Below are 16,078 nucleotides of genomic sequence, written 5' to 3'. Positions count from 1 at the left end.
ATTTTTATTATGATCAATCAAACGCTCCTACGGAACGAAATTAACAATGTTATTTTACAGAATACAAAGAACCATTTTTGATCGTCTTTTTATTCAATTCGCCTTTATCGAATAATCTTTCCAGAATCATTGTAGCCTCATTACTTGAAATAGCAAAGATTACAGCAAATTCTTTTGGCGTAAGAGTTGGATAAATCTGAAAAATATCTAGTGGATTTTCATTTGCTATCTTTTTCTTTTTAATATCAGGAAAAAGAGCCAATAATGCGTTTTCGTAAGAGGTGTACGATTTAAATCCATAAACGGTCAATTGATTTGATTTTCCGTCAGAAAAAAACATAGTCGGAAAACCTCTAACACCTAGTTTACGCGCCAGATCCAAATCATCTTGAAAAAGTTTTTTGGCATCAGTCTCATAATCAGATTTCAGTTTCTGAATATCGAGTGAAGCATTTTTTGCAGCTTCTTCGATATTTTCCCATTTTGCAATATTCTTTTTTTCCAAGTAAAGTTTTTCACGAAGGATACGCATAAATTTTACAGCCTTTTCTTTGCTTTGAATCTGAGCCGCTTTCATGGCAATACACGACGGATAAGAAGAATCAAGAGGATCTTCAAGCCAAACATCACCATCAATAGGCATTTCATAATGAAGGCTTGCTTCATCCCAATGGTGTGCTACATCAGCTGGTTTGCTGATTCCGCCACTATTATAGCTCCAGTCAGGCAATAAACCGCCCATGCGATAATCAATTTCAAAATAATCTCCATACTCTAGTTTTAGTTTTCGAAGCTGCGGTTCGATTCCCCAGCAAGAAGAGCATATTGGATCCGTATAATAGATGATTTTAACAGGTTTGTTTTCAGATTTAATGGCAACATTTTCAGTTGATTTTTCTCCGGAAGGCATTTCGCAAGTTCCGCTCACAGGATCACATAAAAGCGGATTTGTTTGGTTTTCGTTCATTTTAGAATGCGTTTGTGACTGACAGCTTGTACTGAAAATCAAGATTAAGAATAGCGAAAGTACTTTCATATAATTGGTTCTAATTTTCGCTTTGGTTTAAAATTTATAACTTTAAACAAAGTTCGTCAGTATTTAATCACAAGTCAATTAGTCTGAAAAACATGACTATAAAATAATTTTAATTTATCAGTAAGCGTCATCTTTTTCTAAAATCCATGTTTGAATCATAAAGTAATTGCAATCTTACAAGGAATTGCGTATTTTCACGTTTCAATAAAACTTACAAAGCCAAAATGAATTATATTCAAAAAATTAAACGCCTTTATAATTTGTCTGAAAAGGTAAACTACGGATTTTCAGAAGCCGAAATTCTTGAACTTGAAAAGAATTTAGAAACTTCTCTTCCAATAAAACTTAAAGAATATTATCTGGAATTAGGTAAAGAAGAAAAACTAAATTATGTCTATAACAGATTATTGAAACCTGAAGAAGAAATCGGATTTTCTGAAGATGATTTTTTGGTTATTTATGAAGAAAATCAAAATGTAGCCATTTGGGGAATCAAAAACGATGATTTAAAGCTGGAGAATCCGCCAGTGTATGGAAATTATGATACAATCGAGAAATCGGATTGGGAAATTGAAACACAGACCACAGAAGACTTCTTTTTATTTATGGGAGTTTACAATGGAACTTTAGGTGGTTTACAATACAACGGTAATTATATTGGTGACATTGATTCTGCAATAGTAAAACAAGTAGAAGAAAACTGGACATTTGTACCCGAAATCAGTAGAGATAATCAAAAAGTGTATACAGACAATTTTTATGATGTAATCAGTTTGTCTTTTGATAAAGATAACAATTGCAAAGCGGCTTTTATCGGAAGCAGTAATCAGGAACGGTTTGATGCCATTTTGGATATTGTAGACATTGATTGGTCTTATCTTTCTTATGATGATGAGGATTATGATGAAGAAGACGAAAACGAATAAAATTAAAAATGAGAGAATTAAATTATTTAGTAAAAATTGAAGGTAACGAACTTCTTTTAGAAAGATTTATTGACGCTATAAATGATGGAACTTGTAAGATTGATGATAAGTATCCAAATCCTTATTTATTAGATTCGGGAGAAAAATTTCTTTTGGCCGTCATTATCGAATATTTTTTCCAGACAAGAACTTTTTCTAAAGAGCTTTATATTTCTTTTATAGAAAAACTTAGAAAAATCAGCGGCTTTAATAGTTATTATTATGCATTGGGAAAACAGACAGAAGAATTGGTTTTTAATGCATTTGAAAGAGTCAAGAAAAACAAACATAAAATATTCATTCCGAAAAAAGAGGAAGAGCTTTCAAGCCCATCACTAACAAAAGAGGATAAAGAACTTTTAAGTTTTTTATGTTATCTGGCTGTTTCGCATATCAAATACGGACCAAGTTATGCATCGGTTACTGCAAATGAATATTTTGATATTGTAACAGAATTAGGATCGGATGAAGTAGCACAACTAAAGAAAAACGGTACAGGTAAACTTGCAAAAGAGTTAATAGAATACAAAGACAGCGATTTAACTGCAAAAGCCAATGATGTTTTTGCTACTATAAATCTTAAACTCGCAAATGATAATGAAGAGAGTTATGGTAAAGCTTTAACATTTGTCAATAAACTGCTTCAAACCGATTTCCCTAAAAGTTATGAAATATCATTTTCAGCAAAAAATAAAGAACTGCTTCCTGTAAAGGGACTTCCTAAATGCGGACAGCATTATTTATTTGCCGGAGCTGTAAAATTTCCAAAATTACATCCGCAAATTCTAGAGTATGTCCATCTTTCTCAACATAAATATGAATGGTATAATAATCTTGAAGATGAAAATTGCGCAATGCCCTCAACTTTTGCAGTATTTGCTTTGGGATTAGAAAATGAGAACTATTTTGAAACCCTGATTTCATATTATAAAACAGTTGATGAAGAGCACCAATCTGTTCAGTCTAAGTTTACGCAAGCGTTTCTGGAAAAGTTTGGTGTGACGGAAAAATCAATAAAAGTATATATCAATGCGATTTTGTCTATTCAGGAACATCCATACAATAAAACTTTTGCTTCCTATTTTGCCACAGAGAAAAGCTTGAAATTATTGTTAGACAATAAAGAAAACTTTATTTCTTATTATTTTACTGATCAAGATTTAAAAGAGTACACAGATAGTGGTAATGAAGCATCTGAAATGGCAGAATACTGCTGGGAAAGTGTCATGTACACCACTTTTGGGCAAACTAAGGGTTTTGCTAAAATAAGTAAAACACTTACCGATGATGAAAAAATAATATTTGAGAAATTACAAACTAGAGCTAAACAATAAATAGTAAAATGTGGAGCGATAGATATAATTATTATAACATTCAAAGTGATTTATCCTTTTCGAAAAGAATTGATACGAAAGAAGTAGTTAACATTCTATTAGAAAGCCGTTGTTTTAGACAAAAAGGAAATCAGATTTTTTCGAATGTCGAGGATTTTCCTTGGTTAGATTTAGTTTTGGTGGAAACAAGAAATGGAAACTTTTCGTCAACAGACAAAGAGATTCCTTTTGTCAATTTAATCGCTATCGTTTGTTCAAAAGGGAAAAATATAGATCAGTCAGTTTACATTAAGACTTTTTTAAAAATAGCAAAAGCTTTAGAATGGAAATTATATTTGGAAGAGGACGATGATGATAACGAAAATGTAGAAATTACTTTTTAATCTAAAACTTATGAATTCATTTTTTAACTTTAAAGATATTAACCTCAATCACAAATGACAAAAGATACTTTCGAAATTATTGAACTGCGCCCCGCAACCAAACATTATTATGGAGACAGCTTAGAAATGCCCGATATTCTTTTAGAAGACGGATTATTGGTAAAAGCGGGAACTTTAGATATTCCGCTTGGGCATTCTCGTTATGGCGGTCCCATTGCCGACCTTCCAAAAGATTTTGAATATCCAGAAGATTTGCGTTTTGCGGCCCAGTTAGATCTTAAACATCTTACGCCTTATGACAGATCTGGATTGTTGCCCCAAACAGGACATTTATTCTTTTTCGCCGATATTGTCGAAGACAAAGGACTTGTCGTTTATGCAGATGTTGAGAACAGCGAACTTATTAGAGTTGTAAAAGACCATGACGATAATTTTTTTGAAGGAGTTTTGATAAAAGAAGCTTTTGTCTCAATCGAAAAACTTTCAGACAGATACCGTGATCCGGAAGATGAATATGAAGAAGAAGATGCCAATGAAGACGGCGTTTTGTGGGATTTCTTTGCAGGAAGCGAAACTTCAAAAATCTTTGGAATTTTTACGCACTGCCAGGCGCAGGAGCAACAGATATTGGATGTAGTCAATTCTGATAAAGTGGTGTTGCTGCAGATTGGAGAAAATGGTTTTAATGATGAAGGCGTTTTTAGCGTTTTGATTGATAAAAATGATTTGAAGAATTTGAATTTTAGCAACTGTGAATTTCACTGGGGACAATCTTAAAAATCAAAAAAATGATATTACACAAATTTGACGAAGTTTTAAATGATTTGATGGATTATTTCATTCTAGGTGATGTAGATTGTTTGATGCAGTACAAGATCGAAAATGATTTGCCAGACGATTTATTGACGGAATTCACGACAGAAGAAACTGGAGATCAGGTGGTAAAAGAAGGTATAATCATACCGATGATTGGAGTAGAAAATCATCCGTACACGATTTATTTTAATCTTTCAGATGAAACGCCTGAATTATTAAAACCCGAAAATCAGTTGCAGCACAAACAAGACGGCTATTGCCTGACGGTGGTTAATGGACAAATCTATTTGTATACGATTCCGTATTTAAGAGATTTTACGAAAGGTACAGTTGATTTGCTAAAAAAATACAAACACGCCACAGTAGAACTACCAAATGGTTTTTATAATGTTTCAATTTTAGCTGGACTGACCAAACAGATAACGGATATAAAAACGGTATCGGGAGAAATAAAGCAAGTTGAAGACATGGAGCCTACTTTTGAATTTCTCATAAAACCTTCTGCCGAAAGGCCTGATTTTACGGCTGATTTTACTTATCCGTTTAAAGTAGAATTGTGAGCCATCAATTAGAAATTTAAATTTTATGAATAGACAAATACAGTTACAAGAACTCCATAACAACACCTTTTTTTGGAAATTTTATTTCTGTTGGTCCAGAGGTTACAATGAAAAAGAAGAACTAAATATTGATGAGGTTCTGGAAGTTGTAGAAACTGATGAAACCAAAGCTTACGAATGGGAAAGACAATTTTTGAATGAAGCTGATATAGAAGAAAATCCAAGATACATCGCAGAAAAGCTGACGGATAATTTGAATTATGTAATTGAATTTCAGGAATATGAAATCAATTTTTTTCTGAATGATATTTATATTGGCAATTTGGGAGGACATTTTGAAGCTTGGTTTTTTACATTAGATGAATTATTGGCTTTTGAAAAATATCCGAATCTGTTTCTTCTTTTTCTACCAATTACAGGAATTACAGAAAGTCAAAGGGATATTCTGAAACCGTTTATTGTCAAACATCTTGAATCGATTCCAAAATTTGAAATTTATTCACACTATATAGCAGACTGTCTTTTAAACGGTTTGATTATGGAATCTGGATTTGTAGAAATAGAAGGAGTCGGTATAACAAATAATCAAAATCATAGCGTAAGGAATATAGCAACATATCCACGTTATAAGGAAGATGTAATAGAACTGAATAAAATTCTGATTGCGTTGCAGTAGATGATTTCAAAAATTAATTAATACAAGTCTATTTTCTTTTTATGTTAAGCAATATGAACAATCAAAAATTTGAAACCGATACATTTTCTCTTGTAATCCCTTCTGTTTACACCGATATGCAGGTGGTTTGGGAAAGCATTCGAGCAGCTCACGAACAGCCCGATGATGATTATTTGTCCTACGCAACGACAACTCTTATTCCTGTAGAATTTTTTAATGAATTTGATGGAGAGAATATTGTGTCACGCTTTTGGCAATCTAATAAACTAGCAGACGAGGAAATTGAACTGATATTGGAAAAGGAAATTCAGGTAGCAGGTCATAGTTCGAATATTCGATTGGTCAAATCAAAAGAGGGTATTTTCTATTATTTGGCTATTGTTCAGATAAGTGATAAGTTCTGTTATATTTTTAAAGGCGATTGTAAAATAGAACAGAGAAATTTCTATGAACCGCTATTTGAAGCTATTTGGCAAAGTTTGGAGTACTTTGGAAATCCACAGGAAGCAATAGACAAACTTCCTAAATTTTTGCAAGATTTTTATTATCATAAAAAATCAGAAAATAATTTTAATGAAGAAGAACAATCAGAGGAAAACAGCATTCTTCCATTTATAGGAGAATTTTCTATTCCAACTGATGACAAAGAATATTGGATAATAGATGATGTTGAATTACAGTTTTTAGCAGAATGCACTGCTTCAGTAAATGGAACTTTGTACGTTAATTTAGAGGGGATTATTCCTGAGTTTGATGAGAAAAAATACGGCTATATAGTTGATTCGTATAATGGAGCAGTAGCATTAAATTTTTCTCTTAGTCAGATATACAATCAAGGGATACCTACAGGTGTTATTCCATTTGAAAAAGGGAGAGACGAAAGTTACAATCATTATTTATGGGATAGAGGTTTTCAATATTCACTCGGTTTTACTGGCAATGTTACTTTAAAAGAAGGATGGATAGGATTAAATGGTTATCTGGAAGATAAATGGAATCCTAAAAGATATAAAATAAGTTTAGCTAAAAAAATAGCCGTACAAGAATTAGAATGGGAAAAGTATGATTTTACGATGCTAAAAGAATTGGAAAAGACATCACCAAAAATTGTACGTCAATTAAAATTAAAAGATCCAGATCCAATTGAGTTAAGAGAAGAGCTTCATTCACTTGTTCATTTGGAATCACTTACAATTCAGTTCTCAAACAACAGTAAAGAGGCTGAAGCATTTACTGAAATGCCTTCATCAATTAAGCATCTTAAGAATTTAAAAACCTTACATCTTTGGGGTATTTCAGCCATTACGAGATTCCCAGAATGGATAGGGGATCTTCGTGAATTGGAATTTCTCTTGCTGACAGGAAGTAAAGTCGAAGGAATTCATCCCTATACATTGCAGTATCTTTCGAAACTTAAATTTTGTTATCTTGAAAATAACAATTTAGGATCCGCACCTAAGTTATTACCTGATAATTTGGAGGTTCTGCATTTAGAAGGAAATCAACTGACGGATATTCCAAATTCATATACTCAATTAAAGAATCTCAGAAAACTTCATATTCGAAACAATCCTCTTAAATCACTTCCTAGTGAACTTGAAAATATTCCAGAACTTGATTTAGAACTGGAGAAAAAAATGACTTTGCTCGATTATACCTATAATGGCGCAGACAACAAAGGAACAATTGTCTACGACAATGAACTATTTTTTGCGCGCAAAGATTTGGATTTAAAATCAAACCTTCAAAAAGCTATTAAGGAAAACGATTTTCAGGAATACGAAAATGGACTTTCTAAAATTGCACGCCATTCAGTAAATTTTGCTACTACAATTCCAGATTTGTACGATGAATTAGGAAATAATCGATTTGGAGGACTTCCGGATTTACCCGCAAATGTAGATTATCCTACGATAATAATTGATGAAGAAAAAAAAGGCTATCAGTTTATTGCTCAGATCAATTGCGCCTCTGTTGCCGGTTTTCAGGATTATCTGCCTCGAACAGGAATGCTTTATTTTTTTATTGAAGATCAGCAGGATTTTGTTCCGAAAGTCATTTATTATGAAGGGGAAACGGAAGATCTAAAATCAGCAAAAGAATTGGATATCGATGAAGAGTTTATCTATGATGAATCGGGTATTTTCAACCCGTTTGAGACCAATTCTTCAAAATGCGTAAGTCTTCCATCATTTTATAATGATGAGCATTATTATGAAGACATTGCACCTGAATTAAGGGAATTAGAAGAAAAATACGATGAGACTGAAGCATTACAGCAAGCACTATCGCCTTTTGATACAAAATCTTCTCACGGAATTAATAATTATGTTTTTAAACAACATGATTCGCCTGAAATAGAAGCAGTAAATACACTGAAAGGAAAACCAGAAGAATGGATGGTACTCTTGCGTGTAAGCAGTGACAATAATCCGGGCTTTTGTTTTTGGGATGCTGGAGAAGTTTATTTTGTCATTCACAAAAGTGATTTGGCTAAAAAAGATTTTTCAAACATTTATTGCGGATTAGAAACTAGCTAATTTTTCTAAAAATGAATTTACATTATTTTTCATCAACGGATTTGAATTCATTCTCAAATGCAATCAAAGATTATATAGATACGAAAAAATAAAAATTAAAAATGTACCGAACCTACGGCTCTCTCTTTCGATGCGTTTTCTTTTACGCTGGATTTCAATCCAGCGTAACAAAATAATTCGAACTGATGGTTCTTAATATTAGCTTGCATACGATTCTTTGAAAATACAAAATCCAGAATTCCGTAGGAATGTTCGATTTTGTAGCAACGGATTTTCAATCCGTTGAAAAATATTGAAAAAAATTATAAAGTTCCGTAGGAACGATTTATAAATCTTAGCAACTTAGAATCTTAGTCCCTTAGCATCTCAAAAAAGACTCATTAAATTTTTATTAACAAAAAGTAAGATTTCATTAGTTTATATTTGTAAGGCTCAAATTAATCCTAAAGTATTTTTTATGAAAATCAAATCAGTTCTCCATATATTCCTATTGATTATTTTTTCCGTTTCAGCATATAGTCAGAAAGTTAAACTGATGAATATCGATCAGTTGAATGAAAGAATCAAAAAAGGAAATGACAGCACTTATGTGGTTAATTTTTGGGCAACTTGGTGCGCGCCTTGCATCAAAGAATTACCCCATTTTGAAAAACTCGCTGCCGAACATAAAACAGAGAAAATGGCTGTTTTATTGGTAAGTTTAGATTTTAAATCAAAATTAGCTTCAAATGTGATTCCGTTCGTGAAGAGAAAAAACTTAAAAAATGAGGTTTTTTTATTGAACGAAAGCAATCCGCAGGAGTTTATTGATAGAATCGACCCAAGTTGGTCAGGCAGCATTCCCGCAACACTTTTTATTAAAAATGACAAAAGAAAATTTGTAGAAAGTGAATTTACATACGAAGAATTATTAACTGAATATAAAAAACTGTAAATCATGAAAAAAATAATCTTATTACTGACATTGGCACTTTCTGCCTTTTTAGCTCAGGCACAAACTGGGACAACATTAAAAGCAGGCGATGTCGCACCCGATTTCAAACTTAAAAACGTAGACAACAAAGAAGTTTCTTTCGGAACTTTCAAGGACGCAAAAGGTTATATTGTTGTTTTTACTTGTAATACCTGTCCTTATGCAATAGGATACGAGCAAAGAATTATCGATTTAGATAAAAAATTCAGACCACAAGGATATCCTGTAATCGCGATTAATCCAAACGATCCTGAAGCATCTACAGCAGATACTTTCACTAAAATGCAAGATTTAGCAAAAGACAAAAAATATCCTTTCCCATATTTATTTGATCCAGGACAAAAGATTACAGATCAATATGGTGCAAAACGTACACCGCACATTTTTATAGTTTCTAAAACTGCAAAAGGAAATGTTGTAGAATATGTAGGAGCAATCGACAATGATCCTGAAGGGAATAATCCTCAAAAAACAAAATATGCAGAAGAAGTTATTGCGTCTTTAAAAAGCGGTCAAAAACCAACTGTTACACAAACTAAAGAAATTGGTTGTACAGTAAAAAGAAAAGCAAAAGCTTAGTTCTTTTGTTTCAGGTTTCAGGTTTCAGGTTTCAAGTTTTATTCCGTTGCGTTAACTTGAAACCTGAAACCTGAAACCTGAAACCTGAAACAAAAGAAAACAATCCATAAAATATAAAACGCCCCGATTGGGGCGTTTTTTGGCAAATATAATGAACAAGTTTACTTTTTGTCTATACGATAAAGTCTTCCTTGATCGGTAACGGCGTATAATGCTTCATCTTTTCCTTGAGTAACATCTCTAAATCTTTGTCCTTCTCCGGCAAGCAATCTTTCCTCTCCGGCTACTTTATTGTCTTTAAAGGCTAAACGTACAATATGCGTGCCGCTAAGCGAACCTATGAAGAGATTATTCTGCCATTCGGGAATGCGTTTTCCAGCGTAAAATGTCATACCGCTTGGCGAAACCACAGGATCCCAATAATAGACAGGCTGTTCCATACCTGTTTTTTGTGTAATTCCGTCACCAATTTTTGCTCCTCCGTATTCAATTCCGTAAGTAATTGTTGGCCATCCGTAATTGGCTCCAGCTGAGATTCTGTTAATTTCATCACCACCTCTCGGTCCATGTTCGCTCTGCCAAAGTTCTCCTGTTGTCGGATGAATAGCCAATCCCTGCGGATTTCGGTGTCCAATTGTATAGAGTTCCGGCAAAGCTCCTGATCCGCTAAAAGTTGGATTTCCAGATGCCGCTTGACCGCTTGTAGTGATGCGTATAACTTTACCTAAACTGCTGTTGACTGCTTGTGCTAATGGACGGGTCTGTAAAACAGAACGCTCGCCAATGCTTACAAAAAGATTTCCAGTCTTATCAAATAAAATGCGACCTCCATAATGCAATGTACTTGAATTAGGTGTATTTGAACGATAAATTACGGTTGCATTTTCTATAGAAGCATCGTTGTTTGCCAATCTTCCTTTCGCTACAGCGGTAATATTGCCGCCTGAAACAGCCTCAGAAAATACCCAGTAAATCATTCTGTTTGTCTCAAAAGCAGGATCAAGGCAAAGCCCCAATAAACCACCCTGATCAGCAGGATTTACAGTAGGAATTCCGGTTATGGTTGCGCCGACAGCGCCAGCTTGGGTTACAATCTTCATTGTACCTCCTTTTTCGGTAACCAATAAACGTCCATCAGGAAGGTATGCGACTCCCCAAGGAGAGCTTAAACCGTTGGTGATAATTTTAGATTCATATTCAGTAGTAGTCTGAATGCTTCCTGCGCGTGTCTGCCCCGAAAAAGCAGGCTGGTATGCGGTGTTTGCGGGTTGGGTCTCTACTGGAGGACCTGTTGGCCCCACATTGGCATCATCGTCTGAGTCATTATTTGAACAACTGCTAAAAGCTGCAAGTGCGACGAGTAGAAAAATACTTTTTTTGATTATCATAATGCTTTCATTTTTATGGTTAAAAAATAATTTATGCATTACCAAACATCTCGAAATAGAATTATTTTTTTGGAGACTATCAATTAGAAACCTCTCTTTTATTTTTTCAATTTAGAAATGCCTAAATGCTTAAGCATACAAAAAATCATAAATTTTCAATAGAAATTAAACTTCTTTTTGGAATGGCATTTAGTGGGGCATGCTTAATTGTAACGGAAAATAGCTACAAATTATTGCCGTAAAAGATGAAAAAGTTTTTGTTTCTGTCGAAACTCTAAAAGCAAAATAACGCTTAACCCTTATTTTTTAAAGGGATTACGGCATTGTAAGTTTCTTGAAGAAAAATATTTTTAAAAGTTATTTTTTCAGTTTTTGTTTAAAAAAATCGATAGTTCTGGTCCAAGAGAGCGTGGCAGCGGTTTCGTCATATCTTGGAGTTGTATTGTTATGAAAACCATGATTGACATTTGGATAAAAATGAGCTGTATTTTCTACTTTGTTTTGATTCAGTACTTCCTGAAATGCAGGCCAGCCTTCGTTTACACGAGTATCTAAACCAGCGTAATGGAGCAGGAGTGGTGCTTTAATTTTTTCAGTATCTTCTTTTGAAGGCTGTCCCCCATAATAAGGAACTGCTGCTTTTAAATCGGGTATTTTTACTGCCATCATATTCGAAATCCATCCACCAAAACAAAAACCGACCACTCCGATAGAACCATTGCAGTCTTTATGAGATTTTAGATATTCATAAGCAGCAACAAAATCTTCAAGCATTTCTTCTCTAGTACGTTTCTTTTGCATTTCACGTCCTTCATCGTCATTTCCTGGATAACCTCCGAGCGGAGACAAAGCGTCTGGAGCAAGCGAAATAAATCCTTCAAGAGCGGCTCTTCTTCCCACATCTTCTATATACGGATTAAGGCCACGATTTTCATGAACTACAATAATTCCGGGTAACTTCTTTTTGCTTTCAGAAGGCTGCGATAAAAGCCCTTTTATGCTGCCACCGCCTTTTGGAGAATCGTAGTTGATGTATCCAGTTTTTATTCTAGGATCTGTTGGTTGCACCAAAATAGAGTCGACATAATTAGGCGTCATAAAACTTAAAAGAGAAGGCAATGTAAGCGCTCCTACAGCAAAAATGGAAAGCTTTTCGACAAAGTGTCTTCTGTTTATTTTATTGTGTGCATAATCATCGTACAAATCAAATACTTCTTGACTGATATCTTCTTTGGTTATTTTGTCCATGGTCTGTTTTTTGAAGCGTTAATTTCGAAAAGAGGAAGATAAAAAAAGCTTGCAGTTTATTGAACTACAAGCTTTTTAATTTTTTCATGAATACAGGAAAAACTTCATTGAGTTCTTCAAAAAGAGGATTTTTTCTGTGTTTTAGTTTAATCTCGCTGAATAATTTCAATCCCAAAGCAAATTGAACCACTTCAGATTGATCTTCAAAAATATTCTTTTCTCTGATTCGTTCTATTATTCCGAAAATCTCATCGTGATTGTCAAATTGTATTCCGAGTTCTTTTGCAGGCTCGGTTTCTCCGTTTGAATATTCCTTAAGACTTAAAGTCAGGTAATATTTATTAGATCTTTTTTCCATAGTTTTTATAATTCAAAAAATGTTATTTAAGCCATTTATCCACCATAATTTTAAAGGCTTCTTTGTATTGTTCTCCTACCGTAATTTCAATTTTGTCGATAAAAATGGAGTTCTTGCTGATGGCGCTGATTTTATCTAATGCCACAATAAAAGAACGATGCACACGCATAAATTTTGACGAAGGAAGTTTTTCTTCTAAAGCTTTTAATGAAATAAGCGACAGCAGTGATTTTGGTGAATCTTCTAAATGTACTTTTACATAATCTTTTAAACTTTCAATATAACAAATGTCTTTAAGTGAAATTCTGACCCATTGGTATTCGACTTTTAAAAAGATAAATTCGTCATCGGCAGTAATGTTTTGATATCCAGTATTGGCTTCTTCATACAATTGTAAAACTTTGCTGGAAGCTCGCAGAAATTCTTCATAACTGAAAGGTTTTAAAAGATAATCTACAGCATTCACTCGATAGCCTTCAATAGCATAATGATTGTATGCGGTAGTAAAAACGATTTTCGGCAACGGACCAGATTGATCTTGCAAAAGTCTGGCAAGTTCCATTCCGGTTAGATTGGGCATATTGATATCCAAGAAAACCACGTCGGGTTGTTTTTCGCGAATAACACCCATGGCCTCTACCGCATTATCACAACTTCCTACTAGTTCTAAAAAAGGAGTCTGGTGTATAAATGTTTCGACAAGTTTTAAAGCCAATGGTTCATCATCTACTGCTATACATTTTAATACTGTCATTGCTCTAAAGTTATTTTCAGTTTTATTCTATATTTTCCATCATCGGTAATGCCGAATGTCATAAAATGACTGTTCGGATAAATGAGATGTAATCTTCGTCTGGTATTGGTCAAGCCGATGCCGCCCACATCTTGAACAGTTGTTTTTTCGAAGAAAGTATTTTCTACTTCAAATTCTAAATCGGTTCCGTTTTGTAAAAGTTTGATGTGAATTTCGCTTTTATCTGTTGCGTGTACACCGTGCTTAAATGCATTTTCTACTAAAGGTAGTAATAACATTGGAACAATCGGATAGTCGTTCAGTTTTTCGGGAATTTCGGTTGTAATGGATAATTTGCTGTTGGCACGAAGTTTCATTAAAGCAATAAAATCTTTTAGAAATTCGACTTCTTTCAACAAAGTTGTTCTTTCGCCTTCTGTGCTGTAAAGTAGATAACGCATCATTCGGCTTAAAGTATGAAGCGCATTTCTAGAATCCTCAATATCTGTATAGGTAAGAGAATAAATGCTATTTAAGGAATTAAAGAAAAAATGCGGATTAATTTGTGCTTTCAGCATTGCCAGTTCCGCCATTGTTTTGTCCTGTTCTAGTTTCTGCTTATGTTGCGCGGCTTTCTGCCAATATTGCAACATCGCCCAACTTGTACTAATTCCTAAAACCAACAAAGTGAGCATTAGAACATAGTTGTCGAAATAGGGATTTCGATACTTTTTGAATCCTAAAATCAAACTGATTTTATGATGTAAGTCAGTCTGAGAAGTGTAAAAATAGGCGATAAGCTGCATTGTAAAAATAATGACAAGAGCCCAAACCATAAAAGGCGAAGTATTGTCTTTAAAAATGGTTTTTGGAACTATGATTTTGGCATTCGAATAAAAAATAATCATTAACAAAAACAATAAAATAATCTGCCAAAGCCAAAAAATAGACGGAAGAATTACATTCCAAGTTAATGGCATGTAGAACAACATGATAAAGCCTAATAATACCCAGCTTAGAATATGCAATCCGGTAAATAAATAGGGTCTAAAAAAGTTAGGTGTCATTGCAGTTTGTTATTTTTAAGGACAATATTACATTTTATTCGAATACAATTTTTAGGCAATCGCCCAACAGGGATTTAGAATCTCTAAAAAGTGTTTTAGAGCCGATAAGACAAAAATTAAACACTTGTTTAATATTTTAAAAAAGTCCATCGGTTCTAAGGTTGCCTTTATCGATTGTCTTTCACTCTTCGTCTATTTGAAAATTTTCGTTTGTTATATTTTAGTTCTTTTGTTGTCATATAATCGATAATCACACATTTTTCACAATGAATAAGCAATCATTTTTAAGTATTCTCGCAGCAGCATTTATTATCGCATCTTGTGGTAAAAATGACAAGTCGGCTCAGGCTGGCGGAGCACCGCAGATAAAAGAGTATAAGACTGTGACGTTACAGAAGGAATCGGCTACATTAAACAGCGATTTTCCAGCAAGTATTCAAGGACAGCAAAATATAGAGATCCGCCCAAGAGTTGAGGGGTATATTGATAAAATTTTTGTAGACGAAGGAGCCGTTGTAAAAGCTGGACAGCCTTTGTTTAAAATTAGCGCTCCAGAATACGAGCAGCAAGTTCGTACTGCTACGGCAAGCATTAAAAGTGCTCAAGCAGATTTAAGCGCAGCAAAATTGGCGGTAAATAAAGTAAAACCTTTAGTAGAAAAAGGCATCATCAGTAAATACGATTTAGAATCGGCTCAGTATACTTATGAGTCAGCTTTGGCAAGTTTAGCACAGGCAAATGCGGCTTTAGTAAATGCTAAAGTTAATTTAGGATATACTACAGTTACAAGTCCGGTTGATGGAGTGGTAGGTTCAATTCCGTTTCGTTTAGGAAGTTTAGTAAGTTCTAATACTACGGAACCTTTAACGACAGTTTCAAGTATTGGTAATGTTTATGCTTATTTTGCAATGAACGAAAAAACATTGTTGAATTTTACTAAAGATTCAGGAGCTTCATTAAACCAAAAATTAAAAAGTATGCCAGCCGTTTCTTTAGTGCTTTCAGATGGTTCTGCTTACGATGAAAAAGGGCATATTGAAACCGTAAACGGATTGATCAATACAGAAACAGGAACGGTAAATGTGAGAGCTCGTTTCCCAAATTCAAAAGGAATTATTAGAAGCGGAAGCAGTACTACAGTTCGTATTCCAAAAGAAGTAAAAGACGGAATTATTATTCCGCAAAGTGCAACATTCGAACTTCAAGATAAAATGTTTGCAGTTGTTTTAGGAAAAGACGGAAAAACAAGAAATGCCAATATCACAGTACTTGAAAATACAGCAGGAAACTATTATGTAGTAACAAGCGGTTTGCAGGCAGGAGACGAAATAGTTTTAGAAGGAGTGGCTTCTCTAAAAGAAGGAACTGAAATTAAAGCGCAAAAGCAAAGTCCAGAAACAGTTTACGCTGACTTAAAATAAA

At 33.9% G+C, this 16,078-nt stretch carries 16 protein-coding genes; 10 read left to right on the top strand and 6 right to left on the bottom strand.

Annotated features, from left to right (window positions below; genetic code table 11):
• Positions 1–49: 49 nt before the first annotated feature.
• On the bottom strand, positions 50–967 hold the full coding sequence (locus ACFFLS_RS13495; protein ID WP_379683381.1) for a DsbA family protein: 918 nt from the start codon (positions 965–967) through the stop codon (positions 50–52).
• 293 nt (positions 968–1,260) lie between these two features.
• Between ACFFLS_RS13495 and ACFFLS_RS13490 the strand changes: the two genes are divergently transcribed.
• The 9 genes from ACFFLS_RS13490 (at position 1,261) to ACFFLS_RS13450 (ending at position 9,862) form a co-directional block, all read left to right on the top strand.
• Positions 1,261–1,962: an SMI1/KNR4 family protein gene (locus tag ACFFLS_RS13490; RefSeq protein ID WP_379682106.1), complete on the top strand. Its 702-nt coding sequence runs from the start codon at positions 1,261–1,263 to the stop codon at positions 1,960–1,962.
• 8 nt (positions 1,963–1,970) lie between these two features.
• Positions 1,971–3,335: a DUF6138 family protein gene (locus ACFFLS_RS13485; RefSeq protein WP_379682105.1), complete on the top strand. Its 1,365-nt coding sequence runs from the start codon at positions 1,971–1,973 to the stop codon at positions 3,333–3,335.
• A gap of 8 nt (positions 3,336–3,343) precedes the next feature.
• A complete protein-coding gene (locus ACFFLS_RS13480) occupies positions 3,344–3,718 on the top strand; it encodes a hypothetical protein (protein WP_379682104.1) in 375 nt (124 codons plus the stop codon).
• Between the two features lie 54 nt (positions 3,719–3,772).
• Positions 3,773–4,495 carry a DUF1963 domain-containing protein gene (locus ACFFLS_RS13475; protein ID WP_379682103.1) on the top strand — a complete coding sequence of 241 codons (723 nt, stop codon included), beginning with the start codon at positions 3,773–3,775 and terminating at the stop codon, positions 4,493–4,495.
• Between the two features lie 11 nt (positions 4,496–4,506).
• On the top strand, positions 4,507–5,094 hold the full coding sequence (locus ACFFLS_RS13470; protein ID WP_379682102.1) for a hypothetical protein: 588 nt from the start codon (positions 4,507–4,509) through the stop codon (positions 5,092–5,094).
• A 25-nt stretch (positions 5,095–5,119) separates the two neighbouring features.
• Positions 5,120–5,770, top strand: a complete 651-nt coding sequence (locus ACFFLS_RS13465) for an Imm19 family immunity protein (RefSeq protein ID WP_379682101.1) — start codon at positions 5,120–5,122, stop codon at positions 5,768–5,770.
• Positions 5,771–5,823: 53 nt separating this feature from the next.
• A complete protein-coding gene (locus ACFFLS_RS13460) occupies positions 5,824–8,310 on the top strand; it encodes a DUF1963 domain-containing protein (RefSeq protein ID WP_379682100.1) in 2,487 nt (828 codons plus the stop codon).
• Between the two features lie 457 nt (positions 8,311–8,767).
• Positions 8,768–9,244: a TlpA disulfide reductase family protein gene (locus ACFFLS_RS13455; protein WP_379682099.1), complete on the top strand. Its 477-nt coding sequence runs from the start codon at positions 8,768–8,770 to the stop codon at positions 9,242–9,244.
• Between the two features lie 3 nt (positions 9,245–9,247).
• On the top strand, positions 9,248–9,862 hold the full coding sequence (locus ACFFLS_RS13450) for a thioredoxin family protein (protein WP_379682098.1): 615 nt from the start codon (positions 9,248–9,250) through the stop codon (positions 9,860–9,862).
• Between the two features lie 161 nt (positions 9,863–10,023).
• Here the strand turns inward: ACFFLS_RS13450 and ACFFLS_RS13445 are convergent, their stop codons facing one another.
• From ACFFLS_RS13445 to ACFFLS_RS13425, 5 genes are all read right to left on the bottom strand, one after another.
• Positions 10,024–11,250 (bottom strand): PQQ-dependent sugar dehydrogenase, encoded by a 1,227-nt coding sequence (locus ACFFLS_RS13445; protein ID WP_379682097.1) that lies wholly within the window; start codon positions 11,248–11,250, stop codon positions 10,024–10,026.
• Positions 11,251–11,607: 357 nt separating this feature from the next.
• Positions 11,608–12,498, bottom strand: coding sequence for a dienelactone hydrolase family protein (locus ACFFLS_RS13440; RefSeq protein ID WP_379682096.1), 891 nt, complete (start codon positions 12,496–12,498; stop codon positions 11,608–11,610).
• Between the two features lie 64 nt (positions 12,499–12,562).
• Positions 12,563–12,856 (bottom strand): DUF3861 domain-containing protein, encoded by a 294-nt coding sequence (locus ACFFLS_RS13435; protein ID WP_379682095.1) that lies wholly within the window; start codon positions 12,854–12,856, stop codon positions 12,563–12,565.
• A gap of 22 nt (positions 12,857–12,878) precedes the next feature.
• A complete protein-coding gene (locus ACFFLS_RS13430) occupies positions 12,879–13,610 on the bottom strand; it encodes a LytR/AlgR family response regulator transcription factor (RefSeq protein WP_379682094.1) in 732 nt (243 codons plus the stop codon).
• Complete coding sequence (locus tag ACFFLS_RS13425) at positions 13,607–14,656, bottom strand: sensor histidine kinase (protein ID WP_379682093.1); 1,050 nt, start codon at positions 14,654–14,656, stop codon at positions 13,607–13,609. The genes ACFFLS_RS13430 and ACFFLS_RS13425 overlap by 4 nt, the downstream gene beginning before the upstream one ends.
• 266 nt (positions 14,657–14,922) lie before the next feature.
• On the opposite strand from ACFFLS_RS13425, the gene ACFFLS_RS13420 reads away from it, so the two are divergent.
• Complete coding sequence (locus ACFFLS_RS13420; protein ID WP_379682092.1) at positions 14,923–16,077, top strand: efflux RND transporter periplasmic adaptor subunit; 1,155 nt, start codon at positions 14,923–14,925, stop codon at positions 16,075–16,077.
• The last annotated feature ends 1 nt before the right edge of the window (position 16,078 follow it).

Origin of the sequence: Flavobacterium procerum, from assembly GCF_042431625.1 — a bacterium.
Lineage (GTDB): Bacteria > Bacteroidota > Bacteroidia > Flavobacteriales > Flavobacteriaceae > Flavobacterium > Flavobacterium procerum.
This window is presented reverse-complemented; position numbering and strand designations above follow the sequence as displayed.

What these genes read in the sequence shown, in the direction of transcription:
- ACFFLS_RS13495 (WP_379683381.1), bottom strand. Translation starts at nt 967, where the DNA reads ATGAACGAAAACCAAACAAATCCGCTTTTATGTGATCCTGTGAGCGGA.
- ACFFLS_RS13490 (WP_379682106.1), top strand. Translation starts at nt 1,261, where the DNA reads ATGAATTATATTCAAAAAATTAAACGCCTTTATAATTTGTCTGAAAAG.
- ACFFLS_RS13485 (WP_379682105.1), top strand. Translation starts at nt 1,971, where the DNA reads ATGAGAGAATTAAATTATTTAGTAAAAATTGAAGGTAACGAACTTCTT.
- ACFFLS_RS13480 (WP_379682104.1), top strand. Translation starts at nt 3,344, where the DNA reads ATGTGGAGCGATAGATATAATTATTATAACATTCAAAGTGATTTATCC.
- ACFFLS_RS13475 (WP_379682103.1), top strand. Translation starts at nt 3,773, where the DNA reads ATGACAAAAGATACTTTCGAAATTATTGAACTGCGCCCCGCAACCAAA.
- ACFFLS_RS13470 (WP_379682102.1), top strand. Translation starts at nt 4,507, where the DNA reads ATGATATTACACAAATTTGACGAAGTTTTAAATGATTTGATGGATTAT.
- ACFFLS_RS13465 (WP_379682101.1), top strand. Translation starts at nt 5,120, where the DNA reads ATGAATAGACAAATACAGTTACAAGAACTCCATAACAACACCTTTTTT.
- ACFFLS_RS13460 (WP_379682100.1), top strand. Translation starts at nt 5,824, where the DNA reads ATGAACAATCAAAAATTTGAAACCGATACATTTTCTCTTGTAATCCCT.
- ACFFLS_RS13455 (WP_379682099.1), top strand. Translation starts at nt 8,768, where the DNA reads ATGAAAATCAAATCAGTTCTCCATATATTCCTATTGATTATTTTTTCC.
- ACFFLS_RS13450 (WP_379682098.1), top strand. Translation starts at nt 9,248, where the DNA reads ATGAAAAAAATAATCTTATTACTGACATTGGCACTTTCTGCCTTTTTA.
- ACFFLS_RS13445 (WP_379682097.1), bottom strand. Translation starts at nt 11,250, where the DNA reads ATGATAATCAAAAAAAGTATTTTTCTACTCGTCGCACTTGCAGCTTTT.
- ACFFLS_RS13440 (WP_379682096.1), bottom strand. Translation starts at nt 12,498, where the DNA reads ATGGACAAAATAACCAAAGAAGATATCAGTCAAGAAGTATTTGATTTG.
- ACFFLS_RS13435 (WP_379682095.1), bottom strand. Translation starts at nt 12,856, where the DNA reads ATGGAAAAAAGATCTAATAAATATTACCTGACTTTAAGTCTTAAGGAA.
- ACFFLS_RS13430 (WP_379682094.1), bottom strand. Translation starts at nt 13,610, where the DNA reads ATGACAGTATTAAAATGTATAGCAGTAGATGATGAACCATTGGCTTTA.
- ACFFLS_RS13425 (WP_379682093.1), bottom strand. Translation starts at nt 14,656, where the DNA reads ATGACACCTAACTTTTTTAGACCCTATTTATTTACCGGATTGCATATT.
- ACFFLS_RS13420 (WP_379682092.1), top strand. Translation starts at nt 14,923, where the DNA reads ATGAATAAGCAATCATTTTTAAGTATTCTCGCAGCAGCATTTATTATC.